We start from the raw sequence: 19,735 nt of genomic DNA, 5'->3' as shown, positions 1-19,735 counted from the left end.
GGTAATCGCCACCGGAGTGAAAGTGAACGCTGTCCCCGAAATCGGGGTCCCGCGCGCGTGCGGGAGCTTTATACGTCCCCCTCTATTAGGACGGGTAAGTTCCTATGTCAGGAGAGTCTGATGAGTACGGCGCAAAGTCGATCCAGACCCTCGAAGGGCTGGAAGCCGTCCAGAAACGACCTGCGATGTATATCGGGTCGACGGACGCTCGCGGCCTCCACCATCTCGTCTACGAGGTGGTCGACAACGCGATCGACGAGGCGCTCGCCGGCTACTGTGACAACATCGACGTAACGATTCACGACGACGGCTCCGTCTCTGTCAGCGACGACGGGCGGGGAATCCCCGTCGATACCCACGAGGAACACGGCCGTCCGGCCGTCGAAGTCGTGATGACGATTCTCCACGCCGGTGGGAAGTTCGACAACAAGTCCTACCAGGTCTCCGGGGGTCTCCACGGAGTCGGGGTGAGCGTCGTCAACGCCCTCTCGAAGTGGCTCGAAGTCGAGGTCAGGCGCGACGGCGCGCTCTGGAAGCAGCGCTTCGACCACGGCAAACCGGAGTACGACCTCAAGAAGGTCCGCGACCTCAAACCCGACGAGGAGACGGGCACAACGGTCCGGTTCTGGCCCGACGACGAGATCTTCGAGACCGGCGAGTTCAAGTTCTCGACGCTGTCGTCCCGACTGCGGGAACTCGCCTTCCTCAACTCCGGCGTCGCCATCTCCATCATCGACGAGCGCGACGGCGAAACGGAGACGTTCGCCTACGACGGCGGCATCCGCGAGTTCGTCGAGTATCTGAACGAGACAAAGGACCCGCTCCACCGCGACATCATCTACTTCGAAGACGAAGAGGAGATCGCGGAGGGACCGGTCCAGGTCGAAATCGCCATGCAGGGGACCGACGACCTGCAGGGTTCGATCCACGCCTTCGCCAACAACATCAACACACGCGAGGGCGGGACACACCTCACAGGATTCAAAACGTCGCTCACACGGGTCGTCAACGACTACGCGACCGACAATAATCTGCTGAAAGACCTGGACGATACACTCAAAGGCGACGACATCCGCGAAGGACTGACGGCCGTCATTTCTGTCAAACATCCCGACCCGCAGTTCGAGGGCCAGACCAAGACGAAACTCGGCAACAGCGAGGTCCGCGGCATCGTCGAATCGGCGATGCACGACGGGCTTGCGACCTTCTTCGAGGAGAACCCCGACACCGCCGAGGCCATCGTCGGCAAGGCCGTCGAGGCCGCGAAGGCCCGGAAGGCCGCACAGAAGGCCGAGGAGCTCACCCGGCGGAAGTCGGCGCTGGACTCGACGGCGCTGCCCGGAAAGCTCGCGGACTGCCAGACCCGGGACCCCGAGGAAGCTGAACTGTTCATCGCGGAGGGTGACTCCGCGGGCGGCAGCGCCAAACAGGGCCGGAACCCGGAGTTCCAGGCCATCCTTCCGATCAAGGGGAAGATTCTGAACGTCGAGAAACACCGGCTGGACCGGATTCTCGAGAACAACGAGATCCGGAATCTGATCACCGCGCTGGGAACCGGTATCGGCGACGAGTTCGATATCGACGACCTGCGCTACGAGAAGATCATCCTGATGACCGACGCGGACGTCGACGGGGCACACATCCGGACGCTCTTGTTGACACTGTTCTACCGGCATATGAAGCCGCTGCTGGAAGCAGGCTACGTGTACGCCTCCCAGCCGCCCCTGTACCGGATTCGCTACCGCGGGAACACCTACGACGCGATGACGGACGCGGAGCGCGACAAAATCATCGAGGAGAAGTGTGACGGAAATCCCACCCAGGTCCAGCGGTTCAAGGGCCTCGGTGAAATGAACCCCGAACAGCTCTGGGAAACGACGATGAATCCCGACAACCGGATTCTCAAGCAGATCACCATCGAGGACGCCGCGGCCGCGGACAAGATGTTCAACGTCCTGATGGGCGACGCCGTCGAACCGCGCAAGGAATTCATCAAGGAGAACTCGCCTGAAGCGGAGTGGGTCGACATATGAGCTCCGACGCTAACGACGCGAACGCCCCGGCAGAGCAGATCAAGCACGTCCGAATCGAGGACGAGATGGAGCAGTCCTACATCGACTACGCGATGTCGGTCATCGCGGGTCGGGCGCTCCCTGACGTTCGAGACGGTCTCAAACCCGTCCATCGGCGCATCCTCTATGCGATGCACGAGATGGGCGTCTCCTCGAACTCCGCCCATCGGAAGTCCTCCTCGATTGTCGGGGACACGATGGGTGACTACCACCCACACGGCGACTCGGCCATCTACGACACGCTCGTCCGGATGGCACAAGACTTCTCGATGCGGTATCCGCTGATCGACGGGCAGGGGAACTTCGGTTCGATGGACGGCGACCCGGCGGCAGCCATGCGCTACACGGAGGCTCGGATGGCCCCCATCGCCGAGGAACTGCTCGAAGACATCGAGAAGGACACCGTCGATTTCTCCAGCAACTACGACGACCGCCTGCAAGAACCCGACGTGCTGCCGTCGAAGGTCCCGAACCTCCTGTTGAACGGGTCTTCGGGCATCGCCGTCGGCATGTCGACCAACATCCCGCCGCACAACCTCGGCGAACTGGTCGACGCGACGGTCCACCTCCTTGAAAACCCCGACTGCACGGTCGAGGACCTGATGGAGCACATCAAGGGACCGGACTTCCCGACCGGCGGCAACATCGTCGGCCGCGACGCCATCTACTCGGCGTACGCGACCGGTCGCGGCCGCCTGCGGGTCCGCGCCGAGTACGAGGTCGACCCGGAGGAGGGTCGAATCGTCATCAGCGAACTCCCCTATCAGGAGAACAAGGCCCGCGTCGTCGAGCGCATCGCCGACGACGTGAACGAGGGAAAAATCGAGGGCATCTCCGACCTGCGGGACGAGTCCGACCGCAACGGCGTCCGCATCGTCATCGAACTCAAGCGCGGGGCGAACGTCGACGTGGTCGAGAACCGCCTGCTCGACCACCATCTGGAGTCCACCTTCGGCGTCATCAACCTCTCGCTGGTCGACGGCCAGCCCGAGGTCCTCTCGCTGAAGGAGACCCTCCAGCATTACATCGACCATCGCCGCGAGGTCGTCCGCCGCCGCTCCGAATACGACCTCGCCGAGGCCGAGGACCGCGCCCACATCCTCGAAGGCCGACTGAAGGCACTGGAAAACGTCGAGGACGTGGTCGAACTCATCCGCAACAGCGAGGACCGCGACGCCGCACGGTCCGGCCTGCAGGAGTCCTTCGAGTTCTCCGAGGAGCAGGCCGCCCACATCGTCCGGATGCAGCTCGGCTCGCTTACCTCGATGGAAGCGGCCGAGATCGAGGACGAGTACGAGGACGTACAGGACACTATCGACTACCTCGAATCCGTCCTCAACAGCCGTGCGAAACTCGACAGCGTCATCGCCGACGAGCTTCAGGAAGTCAAAGACGAGTACGACGACGACCGCCGGACGAGCATCATCGAGGACGAGGGCCAGGTCACCCACGAGGACCTCATCCCCGAGGAGGACTGCGTCGTCGTCATCACCGAGGACGACTACATCAAGCGGATGCCGGTCGGGAACTTCGATCCCCAGAACCGCGGCGGCAAGGGGATCATCGGGGCCGACCCCAAGGAGAACGACCGCGTCTCGAAGGTGTTCCGGGCCAACAGCCACGACTACCTGCTCTGTTTCACCAACCAGGGGCAGGTCTACCGGCTCAAGACCTACGAGATCCCGGAGATGTCCCGCACCGCTCGGGGCAAGTCCGCCATCAACCTCATCGACCTCGACGACGGCGAGGAACTCACCGCCGTCGTCTCGACGGACGAGTTCGGCGACGACGAGTGCATCACGATGGTGACCCGGAACGGCTACGTCAAGCGGACCTGCTGTTCGGAGTTCGAGAACATCCTCTCGACGGGGATCATCGCCGCCAAGCTCGAAGACGGCGACGAACTCATCGACGTCGACGTCACCGACGGCACCGGCGACCTCGTCATCGCCACGGAGGCGGGGATGACCATCCGCTTCAGCGAGAGCGAAGTCAGCGAGATGGGCCGCTCCGCACGCGGCGTCAACGGCATCAAACTGCAGGGCGACGACAAGGTCGCGGCGATGGTCGCCACTGACGACGACGACCCGCGGTCGCTGTTGACCGTGACCGAGCACGGCTTCGGGAAGCGGACCAAACTCGACGAGTACCGCACGCAGTCCCGCTACGGCAAGGGCCTCATCGACATCAAGACCGACGACCGCAACGGTCGCGTGTCGACCGCCAAGGCCGTCACCGACGACGACCACCTGGTCATCATGTCCGAAAAAGGCCAGATCATGCGTATCCGCGCCGGCGACGTGTCGCAGGTCGGTCGGAACACGAAGGGTGTGACCATCATGGGCCTGGAAGACGACGACCGCGTCGCGAGCGTGACGGTCGTGCCAGCGGAAACCGACAAGTAACCGCGAGCGAAGCGAGCGGCCTTTTTCGCCCACGTTTTTGCCGCGAGTGGTGGCCGCAGGCCACCCGAGCGGGAAAAAGGTGGTGGGGCAGACATACCCGTGTCGGCGTCGTACTCCGCCTATGGACCTGCCGCGGCATCTCTCACAGCACGACCGGGCGGCACAGTTGCCGCTAGTCACCGAGGACGCGCAGGTGACGCTCGTCGAACCGATGGACCGCAACCGCAACAACGAGGTGCTGTCCGCGGTCCGGAAGCAGATTGCACCTGTCGGGGAGCGGTCGTGGTTAGCGGCCGCTCGGAACGGATCGACAGTTCAGTGGCCTGCGTTATTCGACCGCTTGCGCGATGCCGGGGCGTCGAAACGGCGGCTCGCACGGATCAAGACGCTGGCCGAGCGCTTCGACCGCCCCTATCCGTCGTTGCTGCGTCTCCGCGTCAAGCCCGACGTGGACCTCGATTTCACACCCGGACAGTACGTCACGCTCAGGCTCCGGAACACGCCGCGAGCGTACTCGCTGGCGAACTCCCCGAGCGAGGACGAACTGGAGTTTTGCATCCGGCTGGTTCCCGGCGGAAAACTCACCAGCGGCCTGTTCGAACGCGTCCGCATCGGCGAGGACGTCGTCGTTCGCGGGCCGAACGGTCACATGGTACTTGACCCACCATCGAGTCGGGACATGGTGTTTCTGGCCACCGGGACCGGTGTCGCGCCGTTCAAGAGTATGATCGATTACACGCTTGAGCAAGGCCGGGACGTGGTCGACGGCGAGACACGCGACATCTGGCTGTTCCTGGGCTGTGGTTGGGAGGATGACCTGCCCCACCGGGCGCACTTCCGGCGACTCGACGCCGAATACGACCACTTCCATTTCGTTCCGACGCTCACGCGCGAACCGCTCCTGACCGACTGGGACGGCGCGACCGACTACGTCCAGTCGGTGTTCGTCAACTACGTCGCAAGCGACGCGCTGGAGGGTGCGGACCTGCCCGAGCGGTTCGACGCCGTTCGGGAGCAGCGCCCGCAGTCCGGGATCGACGCCCGCATCGACCCGTCGAACGTCGAACTGTACGCGTGTGGCATCAGTGCGATGGTGTCGACGCTGGTCCGGGCCGCGCGAAGCGTCGGGATTCCCGAATCCGAGATGCAGTACGAAGGGTTCGGATAGCTACAGCACGCGCTTGCCGAAGGCGCTGGCGACGAGTTCACAGCCCAGTTCGGCGGTACGGTTGTGTTCGTCGAGGATCGGGTTCACCTCGACCATCTCCATCGAGCGCAGTCGGTCGTGGTGTTCGGCGACGTACTCCATCGCGATGTGGGCCTCGCGGTAGGAGACGCCGCCTCGAACCGCCGTCCCGACGCCGGGGGCTTCCGTCGGGTCGAGCCAGTCCAGGTCGAGCGAGACGTGAATGCCATCCGTTCCGTCGGTCGCGATCTCGAGCGCCTCGTCGACGACTTCCGGCGCGCTCCGGGCATCGATATCTGACATCGTGTACGCCGTGATATCGCTCTCCGCTATCAGGCGGCGTTCCCCGTCGTCCACGTCCCGCAGGCCGACGAGAACGACGTTTTCCTCGCTCACTTCCGGCGTGTGGGCCCACTCGTGGTCGGCGAACGGGCCTAACCCGAGGACGGCCGCCAGCGACATCCCGTGGATGTTCCCACTAGGTGTCGTCTCCGGCGTGTTGAAATCGCCGTGGGCGTCGAACCAGATGACGCCCAGTTCTTCGTCGTCCTGGGCTGCGCCGGCGATGGTCCCGATGCCGATAGAGTGGTCGCCACCCAAGACGAGCGGAAAACGCCCTTCGCGCAGAGTCGCATCGACTGCCGTCGTCACGTCCTCACAGACTTCCTTCGTCTCCCTGAAGTACTTCGCGCGACCGCTCTCCAGGCCGCCGGCGTCGGGGTCGCGCTCCTCCGGCCGCGGCACGGCGATGTCGCCGCCGTCGACGCAGTCGATACCGATACTCGTCAACTGGTCAGCGAGGCCGCCGTACCGTATCGCCGACGGTCCCATGTCGACCCCACGCCGGTCGGCACCGAGGTCCATCGGGACGCCGAGAACGCGAACCTGTCGTTGCATACCGTCGCCTCCACGGGCGACGGATAAAGACCCAGCGCTGGGTCAGCGACAGCCAGTGGTTCCCTACGTATAGGGCGCACAGACCAGTTCGATTCCTTCCTCGAAACTGATCTCTGGTTCCCAGCCCGTCACTTCGTGCATCCGCGAGAAGTCGGCACAGGTGTCGTGGACGTACACGTCCTCGGGAATCGGGTTCTCGACGTACTCCGGCTCGATTTCCGTTCCGAGTTCGTCGTTCAGCATCTCGACGACGGTGTTGAAGTCGTAGGCTTCGCCGGTGCCGAGGTTGTACACGCCGTTCAGTTCGTGTTCGGCGGCCAGGACGAGACCGCGGACGATGTCGTCGACGTGGGTGAAATCGCGGGTCTGCTCGCCGTCGCCGTACAGCTTCGGCGGGTCGCCGCTGGCCAGGTCGTCGGCGAACTGGGCGATTACGTTCGCGTACTCGCCCTTGTGTTCCTCCGCGCCGCCGTAGCCCTGATACACCGAGAAGAAGCGCATCCCGGCCAGCGTGAGGTCGTAGTGGTTCTGGAAGTACTCGGCGTACGTCTCCCGGGCCATCTTCGAGGCCTCGTAGCCGGTGTTGACCGTCACGTCCATGTCTTCCGGCGAGGGTTCGGTCCGGCTGCCGTAGATGGAGGACGTCGAGGCGTAGACGATGGTGTCACAGCCGTCGTCCCGGGCCTGCTCGACCGTGTTGACGAACCCCTCGACGTTCACGCGAGCGCCGTGCGTTGGGTTGTCCTCGTGCATCGCATAGGAGGAGAGCGCTGCGAGGTGGAACACCACGTCTACGTCGGTCGGCAGGTCGTCTTCGAGGACGCTCTGCTCGACGTACTCTACGTCTTCTGATACGTTCTCCGGCGTGCCGAGGTATCCGTCGTCAAGGGCGATGACATCGTTGTTCTCGGCCAGTTTGTTCGCGAGGTTCGCCCCGATGAACCCTCCACCACCGGTCACCAGAACGCGTTGACTTTCCATATCTGTGTCAGGTCAACGGCGGAATAAAGTAGTATCGTTTTCGGCGATTCTGCGGCAGTTCCAGACGGTTTACCGTCGCATTTAAGGACGGCTATACCGAACAACAGATTATGTCATCTATCGAACTGACACCCAGTCAAAAGAACATTCTACAGGAACTGGTAAATCTCTATCGAGAAAGTGAAAGCGCCGTCAAGGGCGAAGACATCGCCGAGAAGGTCGACCGCAACCCCGGGACGATTCGTAACCAGATGCAGAGCCTCAAAGCCCTGCAGTTGGTCGAGGGTGTCCCTGGCCCCAAAGGTGGGTACAAGCCCACCGCCAACGCCTACGACGCGCTCCAGATTCAGGACATGGAACAGGCCGCGGAGGTCCCCCTGCGCCACAACGGCGAGCTTGTCGAACACTCGAACGTCGAGGAGATCGACCTCACCAGCGTCCACCATCCCGAGGAGTGCCGCGCGGAGATTCAGCTCCAGGGAACGATGTCCGAATTCCACGAAGGTGACTCGGTGACAGTCGGACCGACGCCGCTGTCGAAGCTTCAGATCATCGGTACCCTCGAAGGCAAGGACGACACCAACAACAAACTCATCCTCGCTATCGACGATATGCGGGCACCGGCGGGCGAGCCGGAACACTAGTACGTGTCACTGGTATTTTAAATTGTTTTCCTGCGGTCACCGAGGCCGCATCATACCGTACGTACGACGAGTAACGGTGGAGAACGTTTCCCCCGCTGAGAGGGATTTCAAAGGGTTTGTATCAGTCGGTTCCGGACTCAACTGTATGACAGAGAACGTGGTCGTCCTCGGGTCGGGGTATGCGGGTGCGGGGGCAATCAAGAGCCTTGAGGACGAACTAGACGGCGAAGCAGATATTACCTGGATTTCTGAGACGGACTACCACCTGGTCTTGCACGAGTCCCACCGGTGTATTCGGGACCCGAGCGTGCAGGAGAACATCGCGATTCCGGTCCACGAGATCAAGCAGCCTTCGACTGCGTTCGTTCAGGACGAGGTCGTCGGTATCGACACCGACGCCCAGGAAGTGGACCTCGCCGACTCCGACACTGTCGAGTACGACTACCTGCTCGTGGGACTGGGCTCGCAGACGGCCTTCTTCGGGATCGAGGGGCTCGAAGAGCACGCCCTGACTCTCAAGAGCCTCGACGACGCGCTCGAAATCCACGACAACATTCAGCAAGCGGCCCGCGAAGCCTCCACCAACGACCCCGCGCAGGTCGTCATCGGCGGCGCTGGCCTCTCGGGTATCCAGACCGCCGGCGAAGTCGCCGAGTTCCGCGACGAACACAACGCGCCCATCGACATCCATCTCGTCGAAGGACTGGATAACGTTCTGCCCAACAGCGACCCCGAGCTCCAGGGTGCCCTGCGCAAGCGCCTGGAAGCCGCCGACGTGAACATCAAATGCGGTGAGTTCATCGGCGAGGTCGACGAGGAAACCGTCTACATCGGCGACGAGGACGAACTGGACTACGACGTGTTAGTCTGGACCGGCGGCATCACCGGCCGCGATTGTATGCAAGATGTCGACCTCGACAAAGACGAGCGCAACCATCGGGTGCACGCTGAGGGGAACTTCCAGACCGACGACGAGCACGTCTTCGCCATCGGTGATTCAGCACTGATCGACCAGCCCGGTGACCAGCCCGCACCGCCGACGGCCCAGGCCGCTTGGCAAGCCGCCGAAGTCGCCGGGGAGAACCTCGCTCGCGCCGTTCGCGGCCAGCCGCTGAAGACCTGGACCCACAAGGACAAGGGGACGGTTGTTTCGGTCGGCGAGAAAGCCGTCGCCCACGACGTGGTGAACGTCCCTATCGAGACGTTTGGCGGCACGCCCGCGAAACTGCTGAAGAAAGCGATCGCCGTCCGCTGGATCAACGACGTCGCCGGTGTCGGTCGGGCCGCCAAGGCCTGGCCCGACATGTGAGACCACCTTTTTCAGCGTCGGGTTCGCGCTGATAGCGCGAACCACTCCTTGAAAAACGTGGGCGAAAAAGGCCGGACTCGCCGCCTCGCGGCGAGTCCGGGGAAACCGCGCTTCGCTCCGCTCGCGCGGTATGCTGTTTCTGCCGTACTGCACCGCTACTACACAGCATTTGCCGCTGCCGCACTGTTTCTGCAATAGCATCCAATCCCGATTAGCAGCGATTGGAAATCGGACTAGCGGTCAATAGACAGACCGGCGTGCCAGCCGTCGGCATCGGCTTCCTCGACAGCCGCGTCCATTTCTGCGAGGTACGAGACTGCGAGGCTGGCGCACTTGGCCGCCTTGCGCTCACCTTCGGTGCGGAACTCGCCCGTGACGCGATTGGCGTACACCGTGCAGACAGCGCCGGCCCGCAGGCCGTACAGGTTCGCGAGCGTGAGAATCGTCGCGGCCTCCATCTCGAAGTTGAGGACGCCGGCCTCTTGCAGCGCCGCGATACGCTCGTCGCTGCCGCTGGCCTCGAACCCCTCGAACCCGGCGCGAGACTGGCCGGCGTAGAAACTGTCCGTCGAGCAGGTGACGCCGAGGTGGTAGTCGTAGCCCAGTTCCTCGGCGGCGGCGACGAGCGCCGAGACGACCCGGTGGTCGGCACTGGCTGGATAGTCCTCGCGGACGTACTCCTTGCTAGTCCCCTCCTGTCGCACCGCGCCAGTGGTGATGACGAGGTCGCCGATGCTGGCTTCCTCCTGAATAGCTCCGCAGGAGCCGACCCGGATGAACGAATCAGCGCCGACGCGGGCCAGTTCCTCCAGCGCGATTGCAGCCGACGGGCCGCCGATACCGGTCGAGGTCACGGAGATGGGCGTGCCGTCGTGGGTGCCTGTTGCCGTGCGGTACTCGCGGTGCTCGGCGACGATGTCGTGGTCGTCCCAGTAGTCGACAACCTTCTCGACGCGCTCAGGATTGCCCGGCAGCAGGACGCTGTCGGCCACGTCGTCCGCACTCACTTCCAGATGGTACTGTACGTCGTCGTTCGGGTCCTCGCTGTCGCCTGTCATTTGTCGAGATGGTCGCTGGTGATTGTCGTCGGCAGGAGTTCTCCGAGTTCGTACACCGTCGGCTCGTCGCCGTCGGTGATGATCTCGAACGACTCGTCGCAGAACTCGCTGAACGTCTGGCGGCACATGCCACAGGGGGTGACGCCGTCGCGCTTGCCCGAGGTGACGGCGACGCGCTCGAACGACCGGTGGCCGTCGCTGACAGCCGCGCCGATAGCCACTTCTTCGGCGTGCAAGCTGTTGCTGTAGTTGGCGTTCTCGATGTTACAGCCGGTGTAGACGCTGCCGTCGCTCGTTTCCAGCGCCGCACCGACGGTGTACTCCGAGTACGGAGCGTACGACTCGTCGATTGCATCTCTCGCCGCGTCAAGGAGGTCTTCCATGCACTGGGCGTCGAACGGCCGTGTAGAAATTCTGTCGGTCTCAGGCGTCGGCGGCGCTGACGACGTCGACGGCGTCGCGGACCGCCTGTGTGGTTTCCGAGACCAGCGCGTCGATGTCGTCGCTCTCGGCGTAGACGCGGACGTACGGCTCGGTGCCGCTCGGGCGAACGAGGGTCCACGACCCGTCGTCGAAGGAGAGTCGGACGCCGTACTCCGTGGAGACGTCGGCCTCGGGGAACGTCTCGGGGAGGCTAGATTCGAGTCGGGCCATCGTCTCGGCCTTGGCGTCGTCGGGGCACTCGACGCTGACCTTCTCGTAGGGCCGCTCGGAGATGACGGCCCGCCTGTCGGCGACGCTCTCCTCGGCGAACAGGCGCGTCAGCACGGCCGCGCTGGCGACGCCGTCGATCCAGCCGCCGAAGGCGGTGTGAATGTGCTTCCAGGGTTCGGCGGCGAAGACGACTTCGGTTTCGTCGGTTGCGTCCGCACGAACGTCGGCGATGCCGACGTGGAGCGAACCGAGGTGGATGCGCTCGACGCGGCCGCCGGCGGCCTCGACACGCTCGTCGATACGCCCGGAGGCGTTGGGCGTCGTCACGACCACCGGGTCCGAAACGTCAGCGGCACGCGTATAGTGCTCGGCGAGCATCGCGAGTATCGTGTCCTCGTGGATGACATCGCCGTCGGCGTCGACGACGACGATACGGTCGGCGTCACCGTCGTGACCGAACCCGAAGTCGGCGTCCGTGTCGGCGACGAACCGCCGGAAGTCGGCCAGCGTCTCCGGCGTCGGCTTGCTCTCTCGGCCGGGGAAGGTCCCGTCGACGTTCGCCTCCGTCGCCAGCACGTGGGCACCCAGTTCGCGGATGACCTGTGGCGTCGCCACACTGGCCATCCCGTTCCCGCAGTCGACCGCCACCGTCAGCTCCGACGGATCGCTCCCGAGCGACGCGGCGTAGTCGGCGACAGCGCCCCGGTACTCGTCGAGGTAGTCGACCGATTCCGTATCGCCCCAGTCACGCCAGGCCGTTGGCGTGGAGCCGTCTTCGATGCGCCCTTCGATGCGCGTCTCGTCGTCGTCGCCGTACTCAGTGCCGTCGGCGAACACCTTGATGCCGTTGTCTGTCGGCGGGTTGTGGCTCGCGGTGATCATCACGCCGTGGCGGCCCTGTGAGGCGTAGGCTAGCGTCGGCGTCGGAACGCGGCCGACTCTGACGACTCGTGCACCGGCGCTTTGCAGCCCAGCGGCCATCGCATCAGCGAGGGCCGGCGAGGTCACGCGACCGTCGTACCCCAGCACGAACGTCTCGCCGTCCCGGCCGGTGGCCTGCCCGACTCGCAACGCGAGGTCCGGCGTCACCTTCGATACGACATCACCGCGGATTCCCGCGGTCCCGAACAGTTCCATACCGGCGATGCGGAAGCCGACCGTATAATTCTCTCGTTCGGACCTTACTTCTTCCCGATGAGGAATGTGTCGCCCTTGCCGTCGCGGACGACCCGTTCAGTCACGGCAAAGCCGTGTCCCTCCAGCCGGCTCCGGATGCCAGCCACGGAGTGACCGCTGGCCTGGAGCCGGTCTCCGTGGACTTCACAGTAGACCAGGCGACACGAGGGCTGGTCGAGTGTAGCTGAGAGACCGTCGAGAACAGCGCCCTCCGTCCCTTCGACGTCGATTTTGATGGCGGTCGGTGCCGGCAGTTGGTTGTCGGCGATGAACTCGTCGCCGTGTCGCTTGCTAATTGTGATTGTCCCGTGCTCTTTGGCTGTCGTCACCAGCGAGTGCCCGGCTGAACCGACTTTATCGAGCGTAATGGCGAGTTCGGCTTCACCGTCTTCGTCGATCAGCGCGTGTTCGAACAGCGAGATGTCGGCGCGGTTGTGCTGCATGTTCTGTCGCAACCGCTCGGCGTTGTCGGGATGTGGTTCGAACGCGGTGACCGGGGTATCGGTCACCTGCGAGGCCAGACAGGCGTACAGCCCGACGTTGGCTCCGATATCGTAGAACACGTCGTCAGCTCGGAGTTCGCCGAGCAGGTCGGCGAGTATCGGGCGTTCGTCTATCTTCCACAGGTCGGTAAACTCGTTGTGCGTCGGTATCAAAAACTCGGCGCTTACATCGTTGACTGTCACCGTGTACGTACCTCCGGCGAGGCGATAAGAGAGCGACCGATAGCTGCCGTAGGCGTAATCAAGCGGCTTCCGGAGTCCGAAACGAGACGCAATCTGAACAACTGTATCGGAAGATATCATTGAAAAATATAATTCAGGCATGACATGTATGCTTGTCGAATCAAGGTCGCTTGATTCGAGATATGCACACGCTCTTTTCAGACGGCGGTATCTCGGGCCACAGTTGCCCGTACCGGGGGTTCGAGCGCGCTCTGGGAAGCCAGTCTCAGCGTAAAAAACGGGTCCGAGACCCGGGAAACAGCCCGCGTGACGCCTATCGCTACAGCAGTTCGTCGAAGTCGTAGCCGTTGATGTCGACGCCGTCAGCGGTGACATCAGCGAGGTAGATTCCGTTGCCGGAGCCGGTGTCACGCTCGGCGGCGGCGTTGATCGAGGCGGCAGCGACTTCCTTGGCCTCTTCGTTGGTCATGTCTTCCTCGTAGCGGTCTTCGAGGGTCCCGTACGCGACGGTGAGCCCGGACCCGGTGACGGTGTAGTCGTCTTTCATGACGCCGCCGGCCGGATCGATAGAGTAGACGTGATGGCCGTCGTCGTCGACGCCGCCGAGGATGGGGTTGATCGCGAAGAAGGGGCCGCCGCGGGCGAAGTTGCCGGCCAGCGTCGAGAGGGCCTTCATGCTGATGTCTTCGCCGCGTCGCGCTTCATAGAGGTTGACCTCGGCGCGGAGCGTCCGGATGAACGACTGTGCGCCGCCGACGCTGCCGACGAGTGTCAGCGCCGCAGTGGGGTGAATCTGCTCGACCTTCTGGACGTTCTTGTTCGAGACGAAGCGACCGCCAAGCGACGCGCGCATGTCCGTCGCGATGACGACGCCCTCGGACGTGCTGATGCCGATGGTGGTCGTCCCGGTCTTGTTCACCTTCTCCGAATCCTGTGCGGACTGTTCGGGGAGCTCGCCGACTTCGGGCGCGTACGGGTCGCTCTGGAACTCGTCAGCAGCCTGGGGTCCAGAAAGCTCCGGCCCCGGAGTCATATCTCGCATTACTGTGCGGTACTAGTCGGGCGCTGATAAAACCTCTTTTCCTGGTGAGCCTGACCGCCACCACTGCGGTCAGGTATCAGTCGGCTGCCCCGTCTTACGCGCTCGCCTGGTCGTAGGCCTCGTTGAGTCCCGACACGGCCCGGTCCATCGGCAGTCGGAATCCGAACCGCTCCGTGAGCATCGCCACCGGCAGCAGCATGATGCCCAGCAGCAGGGTGAGTTGATACAGTGCGAACAGCGTTGCGGTGTACAGTCGAGCTACCATCTTCCTCGGTCGTTCCAGAGTGAGTCTGGTATATAAGTCTTGTTGCCGAATTTCAGTTAGTTATCATCGATTGTGAAGAAAATATGGGCCGCAGTCTTGCGGTTTGCTCAGAGCCCTGAGATAGCCGACCGACATGGGAACGAACCCCCAAACTGACATAATGGGGGCGTGAGTCAGATGGCTGGTTTGCATAAGTTATAGAGATAGTAACGGTGACGTGCGCACCAGGGGCGAATCAAAACTATCGAATAGTCGGGCCCCGAGAGGTACAGTATGAACTACCTCGTGGCGATGGAAGCAGCCTGGCTGGTTCGTGACGTAGACGACATCGACGACGCTATCGGTGTAGCAGTGAGCGAAGCGGGGAAGCGGCTCAACGAGGCCGAGATGGACTACGTGGAGGTCGAGGTCGGCGCGACCGGCTGTCCGGCCTGTGGCGAACCGTTCGACTCGGCGTTCATCGCGGCTGACACAGCGCTGGTCGGACTGGTGCTCGAGATGGACGTGTTCAACGCCGAATCCCCCGAGCACGCCCAGCGGATCGCAAAGAGCGAGATCGGCGGCGCACTCCGGGACGTCCCGCTGAAAGTCATCGAGGTGTTCGAGACCGAAGCCGACGAAGACGAGGCCGAAGCCGAAGCGTAGCCCGTTCTCCATCTGATTCGCCCACTCCGCTAGCCGTTGGCTTTTTATATTACCGCAGGTAATCAGCGAGCATGGACTTACCGACGCCGCAGGACCTGCGGGAGCGCCGCAACGAACTCGGGCTGACCCAGAGCGAACTCGCGGAGCGGGCCGACGTCTCCCAACCGCTCATCGCCCGTATCGAGGGGGGCGACGTTGACCCGCGGCTGTCGACACTCCGCCGGATCGTGACCGCCCTCGAAGAAGCCGAGGGCGGCATAATCAAGGCCCGCGACCTGATGAACTCCCCAGTCGTCGGCGTCGCGCCCGACGATTCCGTCCACCAGGCCAAGGAGCTGATGGACGAGAAGGGGTACTCCCAGGTCCCCGTCATCCGGGACGGGGCACCGCAGGGGCTCATCGGCAACTCCGACATCCGCCAGCGCCCCGAAGAGAACGTCGGCGAACTTCCCGTCGCCGAGGTGATGAACGAATCCATCGCCACCGTCGAACCCGACGCTCCCATCGACGAAGTCGACGCGTACCTGAACCACAATGCCGCTGTGATGGTCGTCGAAGGGGGGGAAACTATTGGTGTCATAACCGAAGCGGACATCGCGCGTACGGTCAGCTAACTCCGATTCTCAGAAACGCAAACAGCGATAGTGAGCCCGTACTCCCCGTAGGAGTGGCTTAATACCGAAAACAGTGTCAGGGGTATATGTCTATTCTCACCAATGAGAGACGTAGCGACATGCCCAATCCCAGCGACCCACTGTATGCCGAACTCGAAAAGGCCCTCGAGAACGCTGAAAGCGAAGCGGCCAGATACCACATCCGGCAGGCACTCCAGATACGGATTGCGGAGGAGACCGCCGGCAAAGACATCCTGTCCGCCTGATCGGTCTCTGTCAGATCTTCAAACTGCTTACTCGGTCAGTTCGAGATCGCGAACCGCGACCGCCTCGCCTCCGTCGGCCACAGTACCAATCACGCGGGCGTCCTCGCTATCGGCGACGATCTCGTCGGCGTCAGCTTCGGGCACCGCAGCGACGAACCCGGTGCCCATGTTGAACGTCCGGTGCATCTCTTCGTTAGTTACGTCACCCTCCTCCTGAACGAACTCGAAGACGGGCTGGGCCTCGAAGGGGTCCGTGATCTCGTACCGGTGACTCCCCATCCGCGTGAGGTTCGTCCAGCCGCCGCCAGTGACGTGGGCGGCCGCGTGCGTCTCGTTGGCTCGGAGCGGCTCCAGCACCTCGCTGTAGATCCGCGTCGGCGTCAGCAGCTCTTCGGCGATGGTTCTGTCGGGGTTCGGCGGGAACGGGTCGGTGTACTCGTGGTCACGCGTGACCGCCTCGCGTGCGAGCGTGAGGCCGTTGGAGTGGATCCCGGAGGACGGCCAGCCGACGATGGCGTCGCCGGGTTCGGCCTCGCCGGGGAAGACGGCTTCTTTCGGTGCCAGCCCTGCGCAGGTGCCGGCGATGTCAAGCCCCTTGATCACGTCCGGCATCACGGCGGTTTCGCCGCCCACGAGCGCGACGCCGGCCCGCTCGGCCCCCGTCCGGAGCCCTGCGCCGATGTCTTCGCTCGTTTCCTCGTCGGGCGTTTCCACTGCGAGATAGTCGACGAACGCCACCGGCTCGACGCCAGTCGCGATGAGGTCGTTGGCGTTCATCGCGATGCAGTCGATGCCGATGGTCGAGTAGTCGTCGACGGCCTCGGCGACGAGGAGCTTGGTGCCGACGCCGTCCGTTGCGAGTGCGAGGTACTGGTCGCCGATATCGACCAGGCCCGCGTAGTCACCCTCGAACTCGCCGGCCGCACCGATGAGCGCCTTCGTCGCCGCCTCGCTGGCGTCGATGTCCACGCCGGTTTCCGCGTAGGTCAGTCCCTCCGCATCTTCGTCGTCTGTGTCCTCGGTCTCGGGTTCACCGTCGGTCATACCCGAGAGCGTGCGTGGCGCGGGCAAAAGAGCGTCGTTCCGGCGGAGCGTTGCGTCCGCTCAGAGAACGAACAGCGCGCCGACCCCGAGCAGAACCGACGGAACCGCCACGGCGAGAAACACCGGTGTGCTCCATTCCCGGACCGTTCGGCCGTCGAGCGGACCGAACGGCAGCATGTTGAAGCCGGCGAGCAGGAGATTGATCTGCAGGCCCATCCGCGCGACCTCCCAGAGGAAGCCGCCCGTACTCGACAGGAGCGCCGCGACGAACGGAACGAGGAACACGACGGCGAGCGCGAGGTTCGTCACCGGTCCGGCGACGGCAATGAGGCCGTGTTGCTTCGCTGTAAGGCGGCCGCGGTGGACGACCGCGCCCGGCGCGGCGAACAGGAAGCCGACGAGACCGCCCAGAACTGCGAACCCGAGCATCCGGTAATCGGCCTTGAACGCGGCGATCTGACCGAAGCGGACGGCGACGACCTTGTGGGCCAGTTCGTGCAGCAGGAAGCCGACGCCGACGGTCAGCAGGCTGACGGCGAACGTGCTGGCGATTTCGGCCGTCGACAGCCCGCCGAACTGGCCGAAGACGATGCGGCGGAACTCCCGTTCGAGGAAGAACGTGAACGCCAGCCCGAGCGCGAGCCAGGCGACGAGGAGGTCCCGGAGCTCGCGCTGGCTGAAGCTGAGACCGCCGACGGTCCGGTCCGCGGTGGGTCGCTGCCGTCGACCCGCCATCAGAGGACCCCCACGAGTATCTGCGTCCCTTCGCGGACACCCTGCCAGAGCAGGCGCGAGACGCCCTGCATTCCACCGATGTCCGACGAGATGTACGGGATCAACACTGGGAAGACAACGTAGGAGGCGATTGCGCTCCCGACGTTCGTCAGCGCGACGACGAGGATAAGCCGGAACAGCGGCACGCTACGCATCCGGCCGACGAGATCCATTACCGGCGACTCCTGGTCGTTGAGTATCTCGTTGAGTGTCGCGATATCGCTGATGTTGACGGAGATGTACCGCAGTTCGACGTAGCCCGCGAACCAGCCGGCGGCAAGCAGCGGAAACAGGCTCGTCAGCCAGCCGAACGCGCCGGCGGCGGCCGCACTCGACCAGTGTGCGCCGGCCACCTTCGCCAGTCCGCCGGCTAGCACGGCGTTGACGGCGACCAGCGCGACGAACAGCTGCAGCAGGACGGCCTGGCTCGCGCCACCGAGAATGAGCAGGCCGAAGAAGACGAGAAAGACGACCCCGAAGCCGTAGCCGACGAGTTTGTACAGCGAGACGCGACGCCCGCCCTCGGTTCCGGTGAGCGACTCCATCGGCGGGAGCGTCTCTGGGTTGTCGAGATAGTTCTCGATGCCCTCCCGGTGGCCGGCTCCCACAACGGCGAGGACGTGATAGCCGGCTTCGCGGAGCGCGATAAGTCGGTGGGCGATGAACGCGTCGCGTTCGTCGATGAGCGCCTCCGCGCCGCCGGGGGAGAACTGACGGAACTCCTCCATCATCGCGCTGACCACGTCGGTGTCTGTCAGTTTCTCCATGTCGAACTCCTCGACGTCGGCCTCACCGCGGAACCGGACCAACAGGGCGGCGATCGGAATCCCGATGCCGGCCGCGACGACACAGATGAGCAACAGCGTGTCGAGCATTCCCTCGGCCGTCCCGCCAAGACCGCCCGGCAAAACCGAAAGGGCACCGCTCGGGACGATGAACGGGCCACCGAAGGCCCCGGCGACGACCGCAAACAGCCCGCCGAAGACAGCACCGATAGTCAGCCCGACAGTCAACGGCGGCCCCATCTCGGCTGCGAGGCTGCCGACGAGCTTGAGTTTCTCGACGGCCGTCAGCCGCGCCCAGAACCGCTGGACGGTCGTCTGAATGTCCCGGTCGACGAGTGCGACGCCGAGGCCGAGACGTTCGGCGGTGTCGATTCCCGCTTTCATGTCCGCACCCGGCTCGATGTCGAATCGGTCGCCCAGCCGGGTCTGGATGTACGACAGCATCCAGTACGCGAGGAACTGAAAGACAGTGTTCCCACGCAGGAGGTCGCTCGCATCGAGATCGTCGGGGGTTTCGCCCTTGATCTGGCGATACCGGCCCTCGTCGAGTTCGACGGCGACGATATCGGGCTCGGATTCTTCGATCGCTGATTCCACTTCCTCGACGCTGTGCTCGGAAACGTGGGCGGTTCCGACGACATCGACGCGTCCCGCTCCTGACGGGTCCGGGAACTCGTCTGTCGCCGACTCCGCGTGTTCGGTCATCACCCGCGTTACACATTCGCTTCCTTTACCCTTGTCGGGTCCGGCTGACTGCCGAGAAACGGCAACCGGAATCATGTTCGCGGCATTGTATGTTCTCGTCAGGTGGCGTAGCTATTGCCAGCTCTCATGTTAATACAGCCACAGATTCTGTGGTAACTACGGGACGGTGGCGGGATTTCTTGAAAACCCGGATATCCCACCGATTCAAAAGACTGATATGTATGGGGTCAAACTGTATCGGATATACGATGTATGACCTGACTGGATTCCAGCGGGACCTGCTGTACGTCATCGCAGGCCTTGACGAGCCCCACGGGTTAGCGATCAAGGAAGAGCTCGAAAACTACTACGAGAGCGAAGTCAACCACGGCCGACTGTATCCGAACCTTGACACGCTCGTCGAAAAGGCGCTCATCGAGAAGGGCGAACGCGACCGCCGAACGAACTTCTACACGCTGACCAAGCGCGGCCAGCGCGAACTCGACGCCCGGAAGGAGTGGGAAGCGCAGTACGTTTCCGCATAGCCG

20 protein-coding genes are annotated in these 19,735 nt (G+C 63.5%); 9 read left to right on the top strand and 11 right to left on the bottom strand.

From position 1 onward, the window contains the following. The first annotated feature begins 104 nt into the window (after positions 1 to 104). The 3 genes from gyrB to ACOZ4H_RS12150 all read left to right on the top strand — a co-directional run bounded on the left by gyrB (position 105) and on the right by ACOZ4H_RS12150 (position 5,645). Positions 105 to 2,033 (top strand): DNA topoisomerase (ATP-hydrolyzing) subunit B, encoded by a 1,929-nt coding sequence (gene gyrB / locus ACOZ4H_RS12160; protein ID WP_424329525.1) that lies wholly within the window; start codon positions 105 to 107, stop codon positions 2,031 to 2,033. Then, a complete protein-coding gene (gyrA, locus tag ACOZ4H_RS12155; protein ID WP_424329524.1) occupies positions 2,030 to 4,477 on the top strand; it encodes a DNA gyrase subunit A in 2,448 nt (815 codons plus the stop codon). The genes gyrB and gyrA overlap by 4 nt, the downstream gene beginning before the upstream one ends. A 121-nt stretch (positions 4,478 to 4,598) precedes the next feature. Continuing rightward, positions 4,599 to 5,645 (top strand): FAD-binding oxidoreductase, encoded by a 1,047-nt coding sequence (locus ACOZ4H_RS12150; RefSeq protein WP_424329523.1) that lies wholly within the window; start codon positions 4,599 to 4,601, stop codon positions 5,643 to 5,645. Here ACOZ4H_RS12150 and rocF read toward each other — a convergent pair whose 3' ends face one another. Then, positions 5,646 to 6,560 (bottom strand): arginase, encoded by a 915-nt coding sequence (rocF, locus tag ACOZ4H_RS12145; protein WP_424329522.1) that lies wholly within the window; start codon positions 6,558 to 6,560, stop codon positions 5,646 to 5,648. Between the two features lie 63 nt (positions 6,561 to 6,623). Next, positions 6,624 to 7,541 (bottom strand): NAD-dependent epimerase/dehydratase family protein, encoded by a 918-nt coding sequence (locus tag ACOZ4H_RS12140; RefSeq protein ID WP_424329521.1) that lies wholly within the window; start codon positions 7,539 to 7,541, stop codon positions 6,624 to 6,626. Between the two features lie 110 nt (positions 7,542 to 7,651). Between ACOZ4H_RS12140 and ACOZ4H_RS12135 the strand changes: the two genes are divergently transcribed. Together ACOZ4H_RS12135 and ACOZ4H_RS12130 are read left to right on the top strand one after the other, a co-directional pair. Then, the gene (locus ACOZ4H_RS12135) at positions 7,652 to 8,185 is read left to right on the top strand and encodes an Rrf2 family transcriptional regulator (protein ID WP_424329520.1); all 534 of its coding nucleotides are present in this window, start codon (positions 7,652 to 7,654) and stop codon (positions 8,183 to 8,185) included. A gap of 145 nt (positions 8,186 to 8,330) precedes the next feature. Further along, positions 8,331 to 9,494 carry an NAD(P)/FAD-dependent oxidoreductase gene (locus ACOZ4H_RS12130; protein WP_424329519.1) on the top strand — a complete coding sequence of 388 codons (1,164 nt, stop codon included), beginning with the start codon at positions 8,331 to 8,333 and terminating at the stop codon, positions 9,492 to 9,494. A gap of 233 nt (positions 9,495 to 9,727) precedes the next feature. Here ACOZ4H_RS12130 and ACOZ4H_RS12125 read toward each other — a convergent pair whose 3' ends face one another. The 6 genes from ACOZ4H_RS12125 to ACOZ4H_RS12100 all read right to left on the bottom strand — a co-directional run bounded on the left by ACOZ4H_RS12125 (position 9,728) and on the right by ACOZ4H_RS12100 (position 14,375). Then, the gene (locus ACOZ4H_RS12125) at positions 9,728 to 10,552 is read right to left on the bottom strand and encodes a nucleoside phosphorylase (protein WP_424329518.1); all 825 of its coding nucleotides are present in this window, start codon (positions 10,550 to 10,552) and stop codon (positions 9,728 to 9,730) included. After that, the gene (gene cdd / locus ACOZ4H_RS12120; protein ID WP_424329517.1) at positions 10,549 to 10,935 is read right to left on the bottom strand and encodes a cytidine deaminase; all 387 of its coding nucleotides are present in this window, start codon (positions 10,933 to 10,935) and stop codon (positions 10,549 to 10,551) included. Before cdd ends, ACOZ4H_RS12125 begins: the two co-directional genes overlap by 4 nt. A gap of 40 nt (positions 10,936 to 10,975) precedes the next feature. Then, complete coding sequence (locus ACOZ4H_RS12115; RefSeq protein ID WP_424329516.1) at positions 10,976 to 12,343, bottom strand: phosphopentomutase/phosphoglucosamine mutase; 1,368 nt, start codon at positions 12,341 to 12,343, stop codon at positions 10,976 to 10,978. Between the two features lie 44 nt (positions 12,344 to 12,387). Then, positions 12,388 to 13,068, bottom strand: a complete 681-nt coding sequence (locus tag ACOZ4H_RS12110) for an FkbM family methyltransferase (RefSeq protein WP_424329515.1) — start codon at positions 13,066 to 13,068, stop codon at positions 12,388 to 12,390. Positions 13,069 to 13,387: 319 nt separating this feature from the next. Next, positions 13,388 to 14,101 carry an archaeal proteasome endopeptidase complex subunit beta gene (gene psmB / locus ACOZ4H_RS12105; RefSeq protein ID WP_424330366.1) on the bottom strand — a complete coding sequence of 238 codons (714 nt, stop codon included), beginning with the start codon at positions 14,099 to 14,101 and terminating at the stop codon, positions 13,388 to 13,390. 103 nt (positions 14,102 to 14,204) lie between these two features. Further along, entirely contained in the window at positions 14,205 to 14,375 is a 171-nt protein-coding gene (locus tag ACOZ4H_RS12100; RefSeq protein WP_424329514.1) for a hypothetical protein, read from the bottom strand. A gap of 273 nt (positions 14,376 to 14,648) precedes the next feature. Between ACOZ4H_RS12100 and ACOZ4H_RS12095 the strand changes: the two genes are divergently transcribed. From ACOZ4H_RS12095 to ACOZ4H_RS12085, 3 genes are all read left to right on the top strand, one after another. Next, complete coding sequence (locus ACOZ4H_RS12095) at positions 14,649 to 15,020, top strand: DUF555 domain-containing protein (RefSeq protein ID WP_137682236.1); 372 nt, start codon at positions 14,649 to 14,651, stop codon at positions 15,018 to 15,020. A 71-nt stretch (positions 15,021 to 15,091) separates the two neighbouring features. Continuing rightward, positions 15,092 to 15,634, top strand: a complete 543-nt coding sequence (locus tag ACOZ4H_RS12090) for a CBS domain-containing protein (RefSeq protein WP_008309731.1) — start codon at positions 15,092 to 15,094, stop codon at positions 15,632 to 15,634. A gap of 86 nt (positions 15,635 to 15,720) precedes the next feature. Then, positions 15,721 to 15,900: a hypothetical protein gene (locus ACOZ4H_RS12085; RefSeq protein ID WP_008309729.1), complete on the top strand. Its 180-nt coding sequence runs from the start codon at positions 15,721 to 15,723 to the stop codon at positions 15,898 to 15,900. Positions 15,901 to 15,927: 27 nt separating this feature from the next. On the opposite strand, the gene purM is transcribed toward ACOZ4H_RS12085, so the two are convergent. From purM to ACOZ4H_RS12070, 3 genes are read right to left on the bottom strand one after another with little or no spacing between them, the layout of a single operon-like run. Next, positions 15,928 to 16,944 carry a phosphoribosylformylglycinamidine cyclo-ligase gene (gene purM / locus ACOZ4H_RS12080; protein WP_424329513.1) on the bottom strand — a complete coding sequence of 339 codons (1,017 nt, stop codon included), beginning with the start codon at positions 16,942 to 16,944 and terminating at the stop codon, positions 15,928 to 15,930. Positions 16,945 to 17,004: 60 nt separating this feature from the next. Further along, a complete protein-coding gene (locus tag ACOZ4H_RS12075; RefSeq protein ID WP_424329512.1) occupies positions 17,005 to 17,679 on the bottom strand; it encodes a site-2 protease family protein in 675 nt (224 codons plus the stop codon). Then, positions 17,679 to 19,208, bottom strand: coding sequence for a TraB/GumN family protein (locus tag ACOZ4H_RS12070; protein ID WP_424329511.1), 1,530 nt, complete (start codon positions 19,206 to 19,208; stop codon positions 17,679 to 17,681). The genes ACOZ4H_RS12075 and ACOZ4H_RS12070 overlap by 1 nt, the downstream gene beginning before the upstream one ends. A 248-nt stretch (positions 19,209 to 19,456) precedes the next feature. On the opposite strand from ACOZ4H_RS12070, the gene ACOZ4H_RS12065 reads away from it, so the two are divergent. Then, positions 19,457 to 19,732: a PadR family transcriptional regulator gene (locus tag ACOZ4H_RS12065; protein WP_004515723.1), complete on the top strand. Its 276-nt coding sequence runs from the start codon at positions 19,457 to 19,459 to the stop codon at positions 19,730 to 19,732. Positions 19,733 to 19,735 lie beyond the last annotated feature (3 nt).

It is taken from the genome of Haloarcula amylolytica (genome assembly GCF_049705545.1).
Taxonomy (GTDB): domain Archaea; phylum Halobacteriota; class Halobacteria; order Halobacteriales; family Haloarculaceae; genus Haloarcula; species Haloarcula amylolytica_B.
This window is presented reverse-complemented; position numbering and strand designations above follow the sequence as displayed.